Here is a 17,801-nt window from a genome sequence, read left to right as displayed (position 1 = left end):
CTCAGGGCTCGCGCAGCAGCAACGCCACCGGCAGGCCGCCGAGCACGTCGCGCAGCCGCAGCCGGCCCGCGGGCGCGTCCACCACATGCCCGGTCAGCGCATCGGTCCAGCGGCTCGCCTGCGGCGCGCCCACGTTGAGCGTGGTGTCGCCCCAGCAGGCCGGCGGGATGCGCGGCACGGCCGGATCGACGCGCGCGGCCGCCAGCCGCGTCACCACCGTGATCGCCTGGCGCGAGCCCGCGGTGCGGGCAAAGGCGAGCACTTGCGGCACCAGCGCGCCATGCGCCGCCAGCATGCTGTACTGCCCGTCGCCAAAGAGGTCCGGATGCGCACGCCGCACCGCCAGTACCTGGTGCACCAGTTGCTGCTTGATGCGCCCGTCGCGCCAGTGCGCCAGCCAGTGCGCCCAGCCCGCGGCGCAGCCCAGCCGCGACTGCAGGCGCGCAAAGTCTGGCTGGTGCCGGTTGTCGGGGTCGACCAGGCTCAGGTCCCAGCCTTCGCAGCCCTGGTAGCGGTCAGGTATGCCCGGCGCCGTCAGCTGCAGCAGCACCTGCGCCAGGCTGTTGAGCGCGCCGGCCGTGGCGATGCGCGCCACGAACTGCCCGATATGCGCCAGCACGCCCTGCGGCCAGCTGGCCGCGATGCCGCGCAGGAAGGTTTCGCAGGCCGCTTCGTATTCCGCATCGGGACAGGTCCAGTTGCCATGGCGCTTGGCTTCGCGGATGGCCTTCACCTGCCACGCGGAGATGCGCGCGAGAAGTGCGTCGGGGGGTGCGTCGGGGGCGCTGTCGGCGCTGGGGCGGGTGTCTTCCATCGGCCAGGCGCCGACCAGCGCCTGGTACAGCATCAGCCGGTCGCCGGGGTCCGGCGCCAGCGGCAGCGTGGCCAGCAGCGGCGCGCATTGGTGTTCCCAGGCGGCGACGGCGTCGGCCCAGGCGCCGGGCAGCTCGCTCAGCACCGCCAGGCGCATGCGCGCGTCTTCGCCGCGCTTGTGGTCGTGGGTGGCGGTGGCCAGCATCGCATGCGGGCATGCCAGCCGCCGCGCCGCCATGCGCGCGTGGAACTGCGTCGGCGGCATCGCCAGCTGGCCCGGGTCGCTGCCCACTTCATTGCGCGACAGCAGCCTGCCATAGCGATAGAACGCGGTGTCCTCGCCGGCCTTGGCCGCAAGCGCCGGCATCAGCTGCTGCAGGCGCCGGCGCAGCGCCCCGGTATCGCTGTCGGGGGCGGCCACGGTGCGCAGGCAGCCGGCGATAAAGGCCAGCGCCACCACTTCGTCGGGGGCGAGGCCGGCGCGCGCGGTCAGCAGTGCGTCTTCCAGCATCGCTTCATCGGCCTGCGCCGCGGTGGCGTCGCGGTCCGAGGGCTGCGCGTCGAAGTAGCTGCGGTAGACCGGCACCGCCGCCATCAGCGCCGCCAGCGCGCGCCGCAGCGCCGCGCGCGTCAGGTCGCGCGTGCCGGGATCCTGCCTGGCGCATTCGTGCAGGCGCGCCGCAGCGCCCTCGTACTCGGTCACCAGGTGCCGGTCCAGCACCAGGCGCCGCGCCTGCGCGGCGTGCGCGGCATAGGGGCGTGCGTCGCCGCTGAACAGCGCCCATAGTGCCCCCAGCGGCGCCTCGCCTTCGCCGTCGTGCAGCACTGCGCCGACATCGTCCATGAAGTCATAGCCGGTGGTGCCGTCGACCTGCCAGTCCGGCGCCAGCCGTTCGCGCGGGCCGAGGATTTTCTCGACCACCAGCCAGGGGCGCTCGAGCCGCAGCAGCGGCGGGCGCGCGGCGGCGTGGCGGTCGAGTTCTTCGCGCAGCCGGCGGCAGTAGCCGGCCGGATCGGCCAGGCCGTCGACATGGTCCACGCGAACGCCGTCGATCCAGCCTTCGCGCAGCAGCCGGAAGACCAGCGCGTGGACCATGTCGAAGACCTGCGGGTCTTCTTCGCGCACGCCGACAAGGTCGCTGATCTCGAAGAAGCGGCGCCAGTTCAGCGCCGCGGCGGCGCTGCGCCACCAGGCGAGCCGGTAGTGCTGGCGTTCCAGCAGCGCGTGCAGCCGGGTGCGGCCCTCTGCGTGCGTGGCGTCGTACCAGCCGGGCTCGCCGGCTTCGACATCGGCACTGTCCGGCGCGAGCGGCAGCGCGTGATCGAAATAGCGCAGGTGCGCGGAGGCGTCGCCGCTGGCCGGCACCCATTGCAGTTCGCCGGCCACCAGCGTGTCCCAGTATGACTGGCCCAGCAGCGGCAGCAGCACCTTGCCGTGCAGCGCGGGGTCGCGCGGGGTCCAGTCGATATCGAAGCAGCCGGCATAGCGGCTGTCGCGCCCGTGGGCCAGCACGTCGCGCCACCAGCCGTTGTGGGTGACGTCGGCGGCCATGTGGTTGGGGACGATGTCGAGGATCAGTCCCAGCCCCGCCGCACGCGCGCGGCCCGCCAGCATCTTCAGGCCGGGCTCGCCGCCCAGTTCGGGGCGCACGCTGGTGAAGTCGGTGACGTCATAGCCGTGGGTGGACCCGGGGCGTGCGCTGCACACCGGCGACAGATATAGGTGGCTCACGCCCAGCGCGGTGTGGTAGTCGACCACGCCGGCGGCATCGGCAAAGGTGAAGCCCGGGTGCAGCTGCAGCCGGGCGGTGGCGCGCGGCAGGGCGCGGGTGCCGTTGTGCGCGGCGGCCCGGTCTGCGGGGTCCGGCGCCGTGGCCGGCATCATCGCGCTCGCGCCGGGGCGGGCTCGCACAGAGTGGCGACGCAGGCCAGCGGCGGCAGCATGCCGGCGGACAGTTCCGCGGCGGCGCCGGGTGCGCTCTCATGCAGCGCGGTGCTCTGGTCGCGACACGGGCGCGTGCACGGCACCGCCTCCCTGCCCAGGTTCAGCCACAGGCTCAGCTCCATGCCGTCCGTCAGCCGCCAGCGCGCGCACAGCGCGGCCGGGCCCAGGATCTCGACGCCGGCGCTCTGGCAGCCGGCCAGCCGGTGCAGCAGCTCGCGCCGGCGGATCGACAGCAGCTCACGATAGTACGGGGTCCAGTCGCCATCGTCCTCCAGTTCCGGACGCGACGCTTCGAAGGTGGCCGGATCGTTGGGATCGGGGATGTTGGCGGCGCTCGCCTCGTCGTGGAACGCCGTGCTGGCGGCGAACTCGCGCCGCCGCCCGTCACGCACGGCGCGCGCCAGTTCGGGCGGATGGCTGGTGAAGTAGAGGAAGGGCCGTTGCGAGCCGGTCTCTTCGCCCATGAACACCAACGGCACCTGCGGGCACAGCAGCTGCAGCGCCACCGCCGCGCGCAGCGCCTGGCGCTCCGCCAGCCCGGCCAGCCGTTCGCCGAAGGCGCGGTTGCCGGTCTGGTCGTGGTTCTGCAGGAAGCTGACAAAGGCGGTCGGCGGCAGGTGCGCGCTGGGCTGGCCGCGGCATACCTGCGCGCTGTCGGCGGAGCGGTGCAGCGAGGGCTCGCCCTGGTAGGCAAAGCCTTCGGCCAGCACGCGCGCAAGGTGGCGCAGCGCGGGCTGGCCGCGCTCGGCGCCGTCGCCGTCGCCGTCGCCGGCGGCGCCGCTGTAGTCGCGATAGTAGCCGTCGTCCTCGTCGGTCAGCAGCACGTGCAGCGCATGGTGGGCATCGTCGTTCCACTGCGCGTCGAAGCCCGTGGCCAGCAGCCCGGCGTCGTTGTTGTCGTTTTCCAGGACCAGGTGGAGGTGCCGGTTGGCGCCGTCGCCCTGGGCCAGCACGGTGCGCAGCTCACCGGGCAGCGCCGCCAGCCAGCCTTCGTCCTCGATGGCGTGGACGGCGTCCAGGCGCAGGCCGTCGAAGCGGAACTGCTCCAGCCAGTAGCGCGCATTTTCGGTGAAGAAGCGCCGCACCTGCGGCCGGCGGAAGTCGATGGCCGGTCCCCACGGGGTCTGCCGGTCCGCGCGGAAAAACGCGCTGGCATAGCGGTGCAGGTAGTTGCCCTCCGGGCCGAAGTGGTTGTAGACCACGTCCAGCAGCACCATCATGCCGAGCTGGTGCGCGTGGTCCACCAGCGCGCGCAGCTCGTCGGGTGTGCCATAGCTGGACTCGGGCGCGAACGGCAGCACGCCGTCATAGCCCCAGTTGCGCGCGCCGGGGAATTCCGCCAGCGGCATCAGCTCGACCGCAGTGAAGCCCAGCGCCGCCAGGCGCGGCAGTTGGCGCGCGGCGCCGGCGTAGCCGCCGCACAGGCCGACGTGCAGCTCGTAGACGATGGCTTCATGCCAGGGGCGCCCGCGCCAGTCGGGGCAGGCCCATGCGAAGGCGCCGGCGGCGTCGCGGGCGGGCACGATGCTGGGGCCGTGCACGTCGTCGGCCTGCCAGCGCGAGGCCGGGTCGGGCACGGTGGTGCCGTCATCGAGCCGGAACCAGTAGCGCGCCCCTTCGCAGCACGGCACGATCGCCTCATACCAGCCGTTGGGCCCGCTCGCCATATGCACCGGTCCCAGGCCAGCGATCTCCAGCCGCACCGCCTGGCCTTGCTCGGCGGCATCCGGCGCCCACAGGCGAAAGCGCACGCGGCCGTCGTGCAGCCATGCGGGTCCGAACAGGTAGTCTTGCGCGTGATCGTCGTTGGAGGAAAAGGCTTGCGCCGAAGGCGCCGCAAAGCACTCGAGCGGCGTCAGGCTGGGCAGGGCGGACCGGGCGCCGGGGGCTAGAAGAAACGGGTTCGCGTTCAAATTCGGCTCCTGCCTTCAGAGGCCCACCGTGGCGTGGCGCTTCGTGGCGTTGGGGGTGGCGCAGCTTCTATGCGGGGATGCGGCGGATCCTGCCGCGCAAGACGTGCCGGAACACGGCCGCGGGTTGCGCCGTCGGATCGGCCGGCCCTTGCGCAATGCGAACTCCATGCCAGCAGAACGCGCATCTGGGCGCGGCTTGCGGGCAGGGGCGCGGGTGCGACGCAGGCTTTGTTACATGGGCAATTGTAGAAACTACGCGAGCCGCCGGCACATGCGCCAGCGCACGTTCGCTGCGCCGCCGCATGGTCATGCCGCTCGCGCGCCCGCTTCCACGTCCCCGGGCGTGCCGCTGGCGCTGTGCAGCAGCCGCACCGGCACCGATTCGACCTTCCAGATGCGCTCGCAATACTCGCGGATCGCCCGGTCCGAGGAAAACCTGCCCGAGCGTGCGCACGACAGCACTGACATGCGCTGCCAGCGCTGCGGATCGGCAAACACATCCGATACCAGTTGCTGGCATTCGATATACGAGGCGAAGTCGGCTAGCAGCAGGTAGGGATCGTGCTGCATCTGCGGATCGAACAGCGGGCGGAACAGCGTCGGGTCGCCGCGCGAGAAGAAGCCCTGCTGGATCAGGTCGATCACCGCGCGCAGTTGTGGATTGCTGTGGTAGTAGGCCGCGGGCTCATAGCCGCTGGCGCGCAGCGAATAGACCTCGGGCGCGGTCAGGCCGAACGGGAAGAAGTTGTCGTGGCCGACGGCCTCGCGCAGCTCGATATTGGCGCCGTCCATGGTGCCGATATTGAGCACGCCGTTCATCGCGAACTTCATGTTGCCGGTGCCCGAGGCTTCCTTGCCCGCCAGCGAGATCTGCTCGGACAGGTCCGCCGCCGGATAGGTTTGCTGCCCGTAGGTGACGTTGAAGTTGGGCAGGAACACCACCCTGAGTCGGTCGCGCACCTGCGGGTCGCGGTTGATCACGTCCGCTACCGAGGTGATAAAGCGGATCATCAGCTTGGCGTACACGTAGCCCGGCGCCGCCTTGCCGCCGAACAGGAAGGTGCGCGGCTGGATTTCGGCGTTGGGGTCGGACTTGATGCGGTGGTACAAGGCGATCACGTGCAGCACCGCCAGGTGCTGGCGCTTGTATTCGTGAATGCGCTTGACCATCACGTCGAACATCGAGGAAGGGTCCACCACCACGCCGGTGGTGTCGCGGATCAGCTGCGCCAGGTCGACCTTGTTGGCGTGCCGCGCGGCCTGCCACTGCTCGCGGAAGCCGGCATCGTCTGCATAGGGTTCAAGCGCGCGGATCTGGTCCAGGTCTGAAATCCAGCCATCGCCGATCGCATCCGAGACCAGCCGCGTCATCCGCGGGTTGGACAGCGCCAGCCAGCGCCGTGGCGTGACGCCGTTGGTGATGCTGGTGAACTTCTCCGGCCACATCGCGTAGAAATCCTTGAGCACGTCCTCGCGCATCAGCCGCGAGTGCAGCTCGGCCACGCCGTTGATGGCGTGGCTGCCCACGCACGCCAGGTTGGCCATGCGCACATGGCGCTCGCCGTGCTCATTGATCAGCGACAGCCGCGCCAGGCGCGATTCGTCGCCGTAGAAGCGGATCCGCACCTCGTCGAGAAAGCGCGCGTTGATCTCGAGGATGATCTCAAGGTGGCGCGGCAGCACACGGCCGAACAGCGGCAGCGGCCACTGCTCCAGTGCCTCGGGCAGCAGCGTGTGGTTGGTGTAGGCAAAGGCATTTTGCGTGATCTGCCAGGCGTCGTTCCAGGGCAGGTCGTGGTCGTCGACCAGCAGCCGCATCAGCTCGACAATGCCCACGGCGGGGTGGGTGTCATTCAGCTGCACCGCGAACTTCTCGTGGAAGCGCGTCACCGGGATGCCGTCGACGGCCAGCAGCCGCAGCATGTCCTGCAGCGAACAGGCGACGAAGAAGTACTGTTGCTCCAGCCGCAGCTCCTTGCCCTGGCTGGTCTCGTCGTTGGGGTAGAGGACCTTGGTCAGGTTCTCGGAGGTGACCTTCTTGCTGACCGCGCCCAGGTAGTCGCCGCGGTTGAAGGTGTGGAAGTCGAACGCCTCGGTGGCGTCGGCGCGCCACAGCCGCAGCGTGTTCACGGTGTTGACTCGGTAGCCCAGGATCGGCGAGTCGAACGGCACGCCCACCACCGTCTTGGCCGGCACCCAGCGCACGCGGTAGTGGCCGCGGTCGTCGGTGTAGTGCTCGGTGTGCCCGCCCAGGCGCACCTGCACCGCCCATTCGGAGCGCTGGATCTCCCACGGATTGCCGTTGCGCAGCCAGGTATCGGTCTTCTCCACCTGCATGCCGTCTATGATGGTCTGCTGGAAGATGCCGTATTCGTAGCGGATGCCGTAGCCGAGCGCGGGGATTTCCAGCGTCGCCAGCGAATCCATGAAGCACGCCGCCAGGCGGCCGAGGCCGCCGTTGCCGAGCCCCGGCTCGACCTCCTGCGCCAGGATACTGTCGAGGTCAAGCCCGGCCGCGGCCATGGCCTCGCGCACCTCGTCGTAGATGCCCAGGTTGATCAGGTTATTGCCCAGGTGCGGGCCCATCAGGAATTCGGCCGACAGGTAGGCGACGGTGCGCGAGGGCTGGCCCAGATAGGCTTCGGCGGTGCTGATCCAGCGCTGCACCAGGCGGTCGCGCACGGTATGCGCCGCGGCCTGGTAGAGGTCGTTCTCGCTGGCGTGGCCGGGCAGCTTGCCCTGGGTATGGAACACGTGGTCCAGGAAAGCGCGGCGCAGGCTGGCGCCGGACAGGGCGGTACGGGTGTCGTCGGCATGCTCGGGCCGGAGGGCGTCCTTCATGGCGGGGCTCCTGCGCATGTTGGTGCGTCAAGCTTAGCGGATCAGGCAATGCGCGCAACGCGGGAAATGGCTACGGCATTGCCGCAAGGTCTGGCAGCCGCCACATGCGCGGCTGGGGGCGCGCTGAGCGGTGCGGCTAGCGGCGCGGCGGGGGATGCCGCGCGCCGTGGCGGCCACTGCGCACGGCTTCGGCGCGGGCGCGTACCTCGGGCGTGTCGGCCAGCGCACGCACGTCGGCATCCAGGCGCCGTTGCCAGTTGGGATGGACACTGGTGGTGCCGGGCAGGTTGGGCTGCTCGGCCTCGCCCAGCAGGTCTTCCAGCGGCACCACGCGCAGTGCGGTCCGCGCCGTGCCCAGCCACGCCAGCACGGCGTTGAGCGGCGCATGGGCCGGGCCCGGCTCAGGGCCGCTGCACAGGCCGGCGTCGCACAGCGCCTGCCACAGCGCGCTGCGTTCGCGCGCGCGGCCGGCGTGGGCCTGTTCGATGGTTTCGCCGGGCGCCAGCAGTTGCAGCCGCTCGCGCCAGTCCAGGTCGCGGCCGGCCCACCAGCCGGCTACAGTGGGCAGGTCGTGCGTGGAGGTGGTGGCGATGGCATCTGCCGGCCACTGGGCGGGTGGCAGGAAGGCCGGGACGGTGTCGTCCGGTTTCCGGACTTCGTCGCCGGTATCGGCCGGTGCACTGTCCTCACTGTCCCCACTGTCCTCCTTGCGCTGGAACCACAGCACGTCGATCCCCAGCACGCCGCGCGCCGACAGCGCCGCATTCAGCTCCGGCGGCACCGTGCCGAGGTTCTCGCCGATGATGATGGCGCGGTGCCGCCACGACTCCAGCGCCACCAGCCGCAGCAGGTCTTCCAGCGGATAGCGCAGGTAGGCGCCATCGCTGGCCGGGGCGCCGGCCGGGACCAGCCACATGCGCGCCAGCCCCAGCACATGGTCGATGCGCAACCCGCCGGCATGGGCCAGGTTGGCGCGCAGCATTTCCAGGAAGGCGGCAAAGCCATGCTGGCGCAACCCGCGCGGCGAGAACACCGCGACGCCCCAGTCCTGCCCCAGCGGGTTGTACACGTCCGGCGGCGCGCCCGCATGCACGCCCGCCAGGATCTCCTGCTGGCGTGTCCAGGCCTGGCTGCCGCCGGGGTCGGCGCCCACCGCCAGGTCAGACACGATGCCGATGGCCATGCCGGCCTCGCGCGCGGCGCGCTGCGCACGCGCCATCCCGTCGGCGGCGATCCACTGCAGGAAGGCGTGGTAGGCCACCTCGTCGGCATGGGCCTGCGCAAAGCCGGCCACCGCGGCATCGGCCGGGGAGCGCAGCGTCACCGGCCAGCAGCGCCAGTCCGGCGCGGCGTTGTGGTTCAGGCCGTTGGCGCTGTCGGCCAGGCGCTGCGCCTGGATCGCCTCGTAGCAGGCGTGCGCGTGCAGCGCGGTGCCGCCGCGCGCGCGGAAGGCGGCGCAGTCATCCAGCGCCGCGCGCGGCAGCAGCGTCTCGCGGCGCTGCCACAGCCACTGCAGGATCGCGTAGCGCAGCGGCGCCAGCGCGATCCAGTCGATCTCGGTGCGCGCCTCCAGCGCGGCCAGCGCCTCGCCCGCGCCCAGCGCGGCGATGGCGGCGTCCAACGCGGCCTGGCCGAACAACGCGGCCGGGTCGGCATAGAGCGGGTTCAGGAACAGGCGGCTGGACGGCGCATACGGGCTGTAGCGCTCGGGCAGCGCGGCAAAGCCCGCGTGCAGCGGGTTGATCGCCACGGCATCGGCATGCGCGCCGGCCGCGCTCACGCAGCACTGCGCCAGCGCGCTCAGGTCGCCCATGCCGCAGGGCGCGCCGCGGCGCAGGCTGTAAAGCTGCACCGCCAGGCCCCAGGGCCGCGCGCGCGGATCGGTGCCGGTGCGCCCGGCATGGCGCAGGGCATCGGCCACGCCATAGCAGCGCGGCGGCGCCACCGCCAGCACGGTGTGCGCATCGCCCAGTTCCAGCCGGTGGTAGCCGCATACGTCGATGGCGGGCAGCAGCATGGTGCCGTCGTTGCCGCGTGCGCTGTCATCGTTGCCGCGCACCGCGGTGCCGGCGATGATGGCGCCGTCTTCCAGCGTCAGCCGGTATGCGCGTTGCGGCAGCGTGTGGGGCCATGGCACGGCTACCGGCTTGCCGCGTTCGGCGGTGATGAGCGGCGGCAGCGCATGGATGGCATCGTCGGCGGCCAGCCACGCGCGCGAGGCCTCGCACTGGCCGCCGGTGGCGCAGGGCAGGCCGAGGCCGTTGAGCACGCGCCGCAGCGCGTCGTCGGAGACGGCCTGTGGCTGGTTCCAGGCATCCGTCCAGTGCGGCAGCAGGCCAGCGCGCAGCGCCAGCTTCTGCAGTGGCGCGGGGGGCGGCGCGGCGCTGCGGTGCGTACGTCGGGTCATTCCTGTGTCTCCTGCGGCGCGCCCAGCGGCGGACTCTCCTGGTGCGGGCTCTCGCGGCTGCGGGCTGGGGCGGCCAGCAGCACCAGCGAATGGCCCGGCACCGTCTGGCTCTCGCCCACCGCTTCGCCGGCTAGCTCGGACTCGGTGGCTTCGGGCCGGCTGCTGTCGAAGAGCAGGGTCCAGGCCAGCTTGGGCTCGGGCAGCCGGAACGACGCGTCGGCCTCGCCGGCGTTGAGCAGCAGCAGCGTCACCTGCACGGTGCGCGCATCGTCCTCGTCCCCCTCCTCTTCCGGCAGCGAGCCCAGCTGCGGGCGCTCAGGTTGCGGCGGCGGGGCAGCGCGGCGCAGCGCCAGCGTGCGGATTTCCGGGTCGGCCCATTCCTCGGGGGTGGGCGGTTTGCCGTCGGTATCGAACCAGGCAATGTCGGCAATGCCGCGCGCCGGTTCCTGGCGCCCGTGCGCGAAGCGGTCGCCGGTGAGGGCGTGCAGCCGCCGGCGCAGCGCGAGCAGGCGGCGCACCATGTGCTGCAGCGGCTGTGCGCCGGGCGTCTGGGCCTGCTTCCAGTCCAGCCACGATATCTCGTTGTCCTGGCAGTAGGCGTTGTTGTTGCCGTGCTGGGTGCGGCCCCATTCGTCGCCGGCGGTCAGCATCGGCGTGCCCTGCGCGAGCAGCAGCGTGGCCATCAGCGCCTGTGCCACGCGGCTGCGGCGCTCCAGGATCTCGGGGTCGTCGGTGGGGCCTTCGATGCTGCCGTCCGGGCTCCAGTTGGCGCTGGCGTTGTCGTCAGTGCCGTCGCGGTTGTCCTCGCCGTTGGCCTCATTGTGCTTGGTGCTGTAGCAGACCAGGTCGGCCAGTGTGAAGCCGTCGTGCGCGGTGATGAAGTTGACGCTGGCCCACGGGCGCCGGTGGCGCCGGTCGAACAGGTCGGCCGAGGCCGCCAGCCGCGCGGCCAGCTCGCCGCGCTTGCCGGCATCGCCGCGCCAGAAGCGGCGCACCACGTCGCGGAACTTGTCGTTCCATTCGGCAAAGCCGGGCGGGTGGTTGCCGAGCTGGTAGCCCCCGGGGCCCAGGTCCCACGGTTCCGAGATCAGCTTGACGTGGCTCAGCACCGGGTCCTGCATCAGCGCATCAAAGAAGCCCGAGCCCTGGTCGAAGCCGTTGCCCTCGCGCCCGAGCGTGCTGCCCAGGTCGAAGCGGAAGCCGTCGACGTGGTAGCCCTGCACCCAGTAGCGCAGCGAGTCCATCACCATCTGCAGCACACGCGGGTGCGACAGGTTGAGCGTGTTGCCGCAGCCGGTGTCGTTGATGTAGTGACGCTCGTCGCCCGGCATCAGGCGGTAGTAGCTGGCGTTGTCCAGGCCGCGCCACGATACCGTCGGCCCCATTTCGTTGCCCTCGCAGGTGTGGTTGTAGACCACGTCCAGGATCACTTCGATGCCGGCGGCATGCAGGCGCCGCATCGCCACCTTGCATTCCTGCAGCTGCCCGGTGCCCAGGTAGGCCGGTTCCGGCGCGAAGTACGCCATGGTGTTGTAGCCCCAATAGTTGCGCAGCCCGCGCTCCAGCAGGAAGCGGTCCTGCAGGATGGCGTGCACCGGCAGCAGCTCGACGGTGGTGATGCCCATCTGCACCAGGTGGTCGATAAAGCGCGGGTCGCACAGCGAGGCGAAGGAGCCGCGCAGGTTGGGCAACAGGTCGTCGCGCAGCATCGACAGGCCGCGCAGGTGGGCTTCATAGATGACGGTGGCGGACCACGGCACCGCGGGCGGGCGGTCGTCGCCCCAGTGGAAGCTCTCGTCGATCACCACCGCCTTGGGCATGCTCTGGGCGCTGTCGCGCCGGTCCGGCGTCAGGTCGCCGCGCGCGCTCTGCAGGCGGTAGCCGAACAGCACATCCGCCCAGCGCACCGGGCCGCTCAACTGGCGCGCGTACGGGTCCAGCAGCAGCTTGTGCGGGTTGAAGCGGTGCCCGTGCGCGGGATCGTAGGGGCCGTGCGCGCGGTAGCCGTACAGCGTGCCGAGCGCCGCGTTGGGCAGGTAGCCGTGCCAGATCTCGTCGGTGCATTCCGGCAGCGGCAGGCGCGCCAGTTCCTTGCGGCCATTCTCTGAGAACAGGCACAGGTCGATGCGCGAGGCATGCGCCGAGAACACCGCGAAGTTGACCCCCAGCCCGTCCCAGTGGGCGCCCAGGGGATACGGCTTGCCCGGCAGCAGCCGGTCCGCGAAGGGTCGGTTCATGTCGCCGCGCCTTGTGCACCACCATCAACCCGGTCGAGCCGCAGCACCAGCGTGGCCAGCGGCGGCAGCGTCAGCGCCAGCGAGGCCGGCTGGCCGTGCGAGGGCACGTCCACCGCCGTCACCGCGCCGCCGTTGCCGACATTGCTGCCGCCATAGCACTCGGCGTCGGTGTTCAGGCATTCCTGCCAGGGGCCGGCAAAGGGTACGCCGAGGCGGTAGCCGTAGCGCGGCACGGGCGTCATGTTGGCCACCACCAGGACCACCTCGCGGCTGCCCGCCGCGGCGCGCCGCAGCCAGGCAAAGACGCTGTTGTGGTTGTCGTCGCCCACCACCCACTGGAAGCCTTCCGGGCTGTGGTCCAGCGCATGCAGCGCGGGCAGCTCGCGGTAGAGCCGGTTCAGGTCGCGCACCAGCGTGTGCATGCCGCGGTGCATGGGGTGGTCCAGCAGCGCCCAGTCCAGCTCGGCGTCGTGGTTCCACTCCTGCCACTGGGCCAGCTCGCCGCCCATGAACAGCAGCTTCTTGCCGGGGTGGGTCCACATGAAGCCGTAGTAGGCGCGCAGGCCGGCAAAGCGCTGCCACTCGTCGCCGGGCACCTTGCCGATCATCGAGCCCTTGCCGTGCACCACCTCGTCATGCGACAGCGGCAGCACGAAGGCTTCGGACCAGGCGTAGACCAGGCCGAAGGTCATGTCCTGGTGGTGCCAGGCACGGTGGACGGGCTCGTGTCCCAGGTAGCGCAGCGTGTCGTGCATCCAGCCCATGTTCCACTTGAAGTCGAAGCCCAGCCCGCCGCTGGCGACGCTGGCGGTGACGCCGGGCCAGGCGGTCGATTCCTCGGCGATGGTCAGCGCGCCCGGGCAGCGTTCGTGGACCACGGTGTTCAGTTCGCGCACGAAGTCGACGGCTTCCAGGTTTTCGCGGCCGCCGAAGCGGTTGGGAACCCACTGGCCGGGCTCGCGGCTGTAGTCGCGGTAGAGCATGGACGCCACCGCATCCACGCGCAGGCCGTCGGCGTGGAAGTGCTCCAGCCAGTGCAGCGCACCGGCCAGCAGGAAGCCGCGCACCTCGTTGCGGCCGAGGTTGTAGATCAGCGTGTTCCAGTCCTGGTGGAAGCCTTCGCGCGGGTCCATGTGCTCGTACAGCGCGGTGCCGTCGAAGCGCGCCAGCCCGTGCGGATCGGTGGGGAAGTGCGCCGGCACCCAGTCCAGGATCACGCCGATGCCGGCCTGGTGGCAGCGGTCGACAAAGGCGGCGAAGGCCTGCGGCGGGCCCAGGCGCGCGGTGGGCGCATACAGCGACAGCGGCTGGTAGCCCCACGAGCCGCCAAACGGATGCTCGGTGATCGGCAGCAGTTCGATATGGGTGAAGCCCAGTTCCTGCACGTATGGCACCAGCCGCTCGGCCAGGATCTCCCAGCCGCGTTGCGTGTCGTTGGCCGCGCGCAGCCACGACAGGACGTGGACCTCGTAGACCGACATCGGCGATGCGTAGGGGTTGGCGGCGTCGCGGCGCGCCATCCAGTCGGCGTCGTGCCAGTCGAAGGGCGGCGCGCTCTTGCCGGGCGCGGTCACCACGGAAGCGGTCTCAGGCGGCGGCTCGGTGGCGAGCGCGAGCGGATCGGCCTTGTCGGGCAGCTCGGTGCCGTGCGGGTCGAGCAGGTCGTACTTGTAGCGGCAGCCCGGCCCGGCGCCCAGCGCCGCCGGCACGAACAGCTCCCAGATGCCGCTGGGATGGCGCAGCCGCATCGGGTGCCGCGCCGGATGCCAGCCGTTGAAATCCCCGATCACCGACACACGCCGCGCATTCGGCGCCCACACCGCGAAGCGCACCCCGTCGATACCGTCCACGCACTCCCATTGCGCGCCCAGGCACTCGCCGAGCTTGAAGTGCCGGCCCTCGGCGATCAGGTGCAGGTCCAGCTCGCCCAGCAGCAGGCCGAAGGCATAGGGGTCGGCGGCGCACTGTTCGGAGCCGTCGGGCCATTCCACACGCAGCCGGTAGTCGGTGGCGTGGGCCTGGCGCTCGCGCGCGGGCAGGCGCCCGGCAAAGACGCCGCCGCCGTGCAGCGGCTCCATCGGCGCCAGCGGCGTGCCGCTGGCATCGGCCAGCTGCACCGAGACCGCGCCCGGCAGGCAGGCGCGCACCAGCGCGCCGTCGCCATCGGGATGCGGACCCAGCACGGCAAAGGGGTCGTGGTGGCGCGCGCCGAGCAGGGCATCCAGTTCGTGCCCCGGCAGCATGCCCGCGCTGCGGGTACTTGTCGTGGGCGGGCTCATGGCTGGCCTCCCGGCACCAGCTTGCGCACCAGGCGGGCCAGGCCGCTGACCGGCAGGTCGATCCAGGCGACGCGGTTGGCGGCTTCGTAGTCGACCTCATAGGCCGCGCGCTCGAGCAGGAACAGGTCCAGCAGCGGCTGCAGCTGGTCAGGCGCCACCCACGGCGCCGGCGACGCTTCCATATGCTGCTGGTAGCTGCTCAGGAAGGCGTCGCTGGCGGTGCTGCGGAAGCCCTCCAGCAGCACGGCGCGGCGCTCGGCAAGCTGCGGCGGCAGCTCGGTATGCGTGCGCTCCTGGCGATCGGTGCCCACCGTGGCCGCGGCGTAGTCGAGCGAGCGCAGCAGTCCGGCCACGTCGCGCAGCGGCGAGGTCTTGCGGCGCCGCCAGTCCAGCGGCAGGCCGGGCTCGCCCTCGAAGTCGACCAGATAGGTGTCGTTCTGCGCGATCAGCACCTGGCCCAGGTGGAAGTCGCCGTGGATGCGCGTCTGCAGGCTGCCCGGCGCGGCGGCGGCGAGTTGCTTGACCAGCGCCGGCAGGGCGTCGCGCGCGGCCGCAAGCGTCTGCACGTCGGCCTCATATGATTGCTGTACCGAACCCTGCATGTTGGCGGCGCGCTTTTGCAGCAACGCCAGCGCGCGCTGCAGCGCCTTCATGGCCTGCTCGGCCCAGGCGTGCGCATCTTCGTTGCTGGCGGGCTGCGGCGTGAAGGCGTCGTCGTCGGTGGGCCGCGCCAGCACCGCATGCAGCTCGGCCAGGCGGCGCCCCAGCGTGCCGGCCAGCGCCGCGTAGCCGTTCATGGCCTCGGCGAACTCGTCCTCGCTTTCCTGGGCTGGCAGCGCATCGTCGATGGTGCGGCCAAGGTAGTCCAGGGTCCAGTCCCAGCCGTTGCCCTGGTTGAGGATATAGGCCTGCAGCAGCATCAGCGTATGCGGCACGCCGTCGGCTCCGGTGCGCACCACCTCGCCCAGCAAAGACGCGGCGTGGGCATAGCCCTGCGCGGTCAGGTAGCGCGTCATCTCGGCTTCGGGATGGATGCCGCCAGAGAGCCGGCGTACCAGCTTGAGCACGGCAGCGTTGTTGTACGACAGCGAGCTGTTGGACTGCTCGGCCGACATCCATTCGATCGGGTCGCGCTCCAGTTCCAGCGCGGCCAGGCCCGGTTCGGCCAGGAAGCGGATGGTGTCCTGCCCGGTGCGCATTTCCGCGCCGTTGCGCAGCGCGCGCACCACCTCGCGCGCAAAGGGCTCGACCACGAAGCCGTCGGTGGCCAGCCCGACGCGGCTGCCCTGGCGCACGCGCGCCATCGACAGCCCGTGCGCCAGCTGCGACACGCTGTCCGCGCTTTCGCGGTCCCACAGGATGCCCACCGGCAGCTGGTAGCGTTCGGTGCGTCCGGACAGCACCACCTCGACCTCGCCCAGGTAGACGTCTTCGCCGCTGGCGCCGCGCGTGAACGGCAGCACGTAGGCCATGCCCACGCGCTCGATGCGCTCATGCTTGGACCCGAACCAGCGGCGCCGGCTGATGTAGTGCGGCAGCACTTCTGTGGCCATGATGCGGCGCGAGGCATCGGTCAGCTCCGGGCGGGCCGAGTTCTGCATCACCAGGGTGATCTGGTCTGGCATCTGTTCGGGTGCCTCGACGTGCCACGACGGCGGCTGCGCCTCGTCGCTGAGCACGAACCAGTAGAAGCCATAGGGCGGCAGCGTCAGCAGGTAAGTGAGCGTGCCGATGGCGGGAAAGGGGGTGGCGCCCATCATCTCCACCGGCACGCGGCCGTTGAAGGCGGACAGGTCCAGCTCGACGGCCTGCGGCGCGCGCGACAGGTTGGCCACGCACAGGATGTGCTCGCCCTCGTACTCGCGCAGGTACGCCAGGATCTTGCGGTTGCCGGGGAACAGGAAGCGCAGCGTGCCGCGGCCGAAGGCGCGGTGCTTGCGCCGCAGCGCCAGCATGCGCCGCATCCAGTTCAGCAGCGAATGCGGGTCGCGCGCCTGCGCCTCGACGTTGACCGCCTCGTAGCCGTACAGCGGCCCCTGCAGCGGCGGCAGCACCAGTCGCTCGGGATCGGCATGCGAGAAGCCGCCGTTGCGGTCGGGCGACCACTGCATCGGGGTGCGCACGCCGTCGCGGTCGCCCAGGTGGATGTTGTCGCCCATGCCGATCTCGTCGCCGTAGTAGATCACCGGCGTGCCCGGCATCGAGAACAGCAGGCTGTTCATCAGCTCGATGCGGCGGCGGTCGCGCTCCATCAGCGGCGCCAGCCGGCGGCGGATGCCCAGGTTGATGCGCGCGCGCCGGTCGGTCGCGTAGACCTCCCACAGGTAGTCGCGCTCGCTGCTGGTCACCATCTCCAGCGTCAGTTCGTCATGGTTGCGCAGGAAGATGGCCCACTGGCAGTTGGGCGGCACCTCCGGGGTCTGGCGCATGATGTCGGTGATCGGGAAGCGGTCTTCGCGCGCGATCGCCATGTACATGCGCGGCATCAGCGGGAAGTGGAAGGCCATGTGGCATTCGTCGCCTTCCGGGTCGGGGCCGGTCAGGCCGAAGTACTGCTGCGCGTCCTCCGGCCACATATTGGCTTCTGCCAGCAGCATGCGGCCGGGGAAGCGCGCGTCCAGGTGGGCGCGGATATGGCGGATGACGGCATGGGTCTCGGGCAGGTTCTCGTTGCTGGTGCCTTCGCGCTCGACCAGGTAGGGCACCGCGTCCAGGCGCAGCCCGTCGACGCCCATGTCGAGCCAGTAGCGCATCACCGACAGCACCTCGTTGAGCACCTGCGGGTTGTCGAAGTTCAGGTCCGGCTGGTGCGAGTAGAAGCGGTGCCAGAAGTAGGCGCCCGCCACCGGGTCCCAGCTCCAGTTGGACTTCTCGGTATCGCAGAAGATGATGCGGGTGCCGGCGTAGGCCTGGTCATGGTCCGACCACACATAGTAGCGCCGCGCCGCCGAGCCGGGCTTGGCGTTGCGCGCGCGCTGGAACCACGGATGCTGGTCGGAGGTGTGGTTGATCACCAGCTCGGTGATCACGCGCAGCCCGCGCGCGTGGGCCGCGGCGATAAAGCGGCGCGCGTCGGACAGCGTGCCGTAGTCGGGGTGGACGTTGCGGTAGTCGGCGATATCGTAGCCGTCGTCGCGGCGCGGCGACGGGTAGAACGGCAGCAGCCAGACGGTGTCCACGCCCAGGTTGACCAGGTAGTCGAGCTTGGCCAGCAGGCCGGCAAAGTCGCCCACGCCGTCGCCGTTGGCGTCGTAGAAGGACTTGATGTGGAGCTGGTAGATGACGGCATCCTTGTACCAGAGCGGATCGGCGTTGAGCAGGGCGGCACTGCCGGTTTCGGTGAGGCGTTTCATCCGTGTCTCCACG

7 protein-coding genes are annotated in these 17,801 nt (G+C 70.8%); all 7 read right to left on the bottom strand.

What is annotated here, in order from left to right:
• Nucleotide 1: 1 nt before the first annotated feature.
• The 7 genes from treY to treS all read right to left on the bottom strand — a co-directional run bounded on the left by treY (nt 2) and on the right by treS (nt 17,788).
• On the bottom strand, nt 2-2,695 hold the full coding sequence (gene treY / locus ABNX08_RS27855) for a malto-oligosyltrehalose synthase (RefSeq protein WP_041682127.1): 2,694 nt from the start codon (nt 2,693-2,695) through the stop codon (nt 2-4).
• Nucleotides 2,695-4,671 carry a malto-oligosyltrehalose trehalohydrolase gene (treZ, locus tag ABNX08_RS27850; RefSeq protein WP_022538931.1) on the bottom strand — a complete coding sequence of 659 codons (1,977 nt, stop codon included), beginning with the start codon at nt 4,669-4,671 and terminating at the stop codon, nt 2,695-2,697. The genes treY and treZ overlap by 1 nt, the downstream gene beginning before the upstream one ends.
• Nucleotides 4,672-4,977: 306 nt before the next feature.
• The gene (locus ABNX08_RS27845; RefSeq protein ID WP_022538930.1) at nt 4,978-7,512 is read right to left on the bottom strand and encodes a glycogen/starch/alpha-glucan phosphorylase; all 2,535 of its coding nucleotides are present in this window, start codon (nt 7,510-7,512) and stop codon (nt 4,978-4,980) included.
• Nucleotides 7,513-7,648: 136 nt separating this feature from the next.
• The gene (gene malQ, locus ABNX08_RS27840; protein WP_022538929.1) at nt 7,649-9,919 is read right to left on the bottom strand and encodes a 4-alpha-glucanotransferase; all 2,271 of its coding nucleotides are present in this window, start codon (nt 9,917-9,919) and stop codon (nt 7,649-7,651) included.
• The gene (gene glgX, locus ABNX08_RS27835) at nt 9,916-12,156 is read right to left on the bottom strand and encodes a glycogen debranching protein GlgX (RefSeq protein WP_022538928.1); all 2,241 of its coding nucleotides are present in this window, start codon (nt 12,154-12,156) and stop codon (nt 9,916-9,918) included. The genes malQ and glgX overlap by 4 nt, the downstream gene beginning before the upstream one ends.
• Nucleotides 12,153-14,435 (bottom strand): 1,4-alpha-glucan branching protein GlgB, encoded by a 2,283-nt coding sequence (glgB, locus tag ABNX08_RS27830; RefSeq protein WP_022538927.1) that lies wholly within the window; start codon nt 14,433-14,435, stop codon nt 12,153-12,155. The genes glgX and glgB overlap by 4 nt, the downstream gene beginning before the upstream one ends.
• Nucleotides 14,432-17,788 carry a maltose alpha-D-glucosyltransferase gene (gene treS, locus ABNX08_RS27825; RefSeq protein WP_022538926.1) on the bottom strand — a complete coding sequence of 1,119 codons (3,357 nt, stop codon included), beginning with the start codon at nt 17,786-17,788 and terminating at the stop codon, nt 14,432-14,434. The genes glgB and treS overlap by 4 nt, the downstream gene beginning before the upstream one ends.
• Nucleotides 17,789-17,801 lie beyond the last annotated feature (13 nt).

Source organism: Cupriavidus sp. DF5525, from assembly GCF_040149425.2.
In the GTDB taxonomy this organism is placed as follows: domain Bacteria; phylum Pseudomonadota; class Gammaproteobacteria; order Burkholderiales; family Burkholderiaceae; genus Cupriavidus; species Cupriavidus pickettii_A.
The sequence above is the reverse complement of the archived record's forward strand: the minus strand, read 5'-3'. Positions and strand labels throughout refer to the sequence as shown.

Excerpts from the sequence above, each read along its gene's own strand:
- treS (WP_022538926.1), bottom strand. The coding sequence starts at position 17,788 with ATGAAACGCCTCACCGAAACCGGCAGTGCCGCCCTGCTCAACGCCGAT.
- glgX (WP_022538928.1), bottom strand. The coding sequence starts at position 12,156 with ATGAACCGACCCTTCGCGGACCGGCTGCTGCCGGGCAAGCCGTATCCC.
- malQ (WP_022538929.1), bottom strand. The coding sequence starts at position 9,919 with ATGACCCGACGTACGCACCGCAGCGCCGCGCCGCCCCCCGCGCCACTG.
- ABNX08_RS27845 (WP_022538930.1), bottom strand. The coding sequence starts at position 7,512 with ATGAAGGACGCCCTCCGGCCCGAGCATGCCGACGACACCCGTACCGCC.
- glgB (WP_022538927.1), bottom strand. The coding sequence starts at position 14,435 with ATGAGCCCGCCCACGACAAGTACCCGCAGCGCGGGCATGCTGCCGGGG.
- treY (WP_041682127.1), bottom strand. The coding sequence starts at position 2,695 with ATGCCGGCCACGGCGCCGGACCCCGCAGACCGGGCCGCCGCGCACAAC.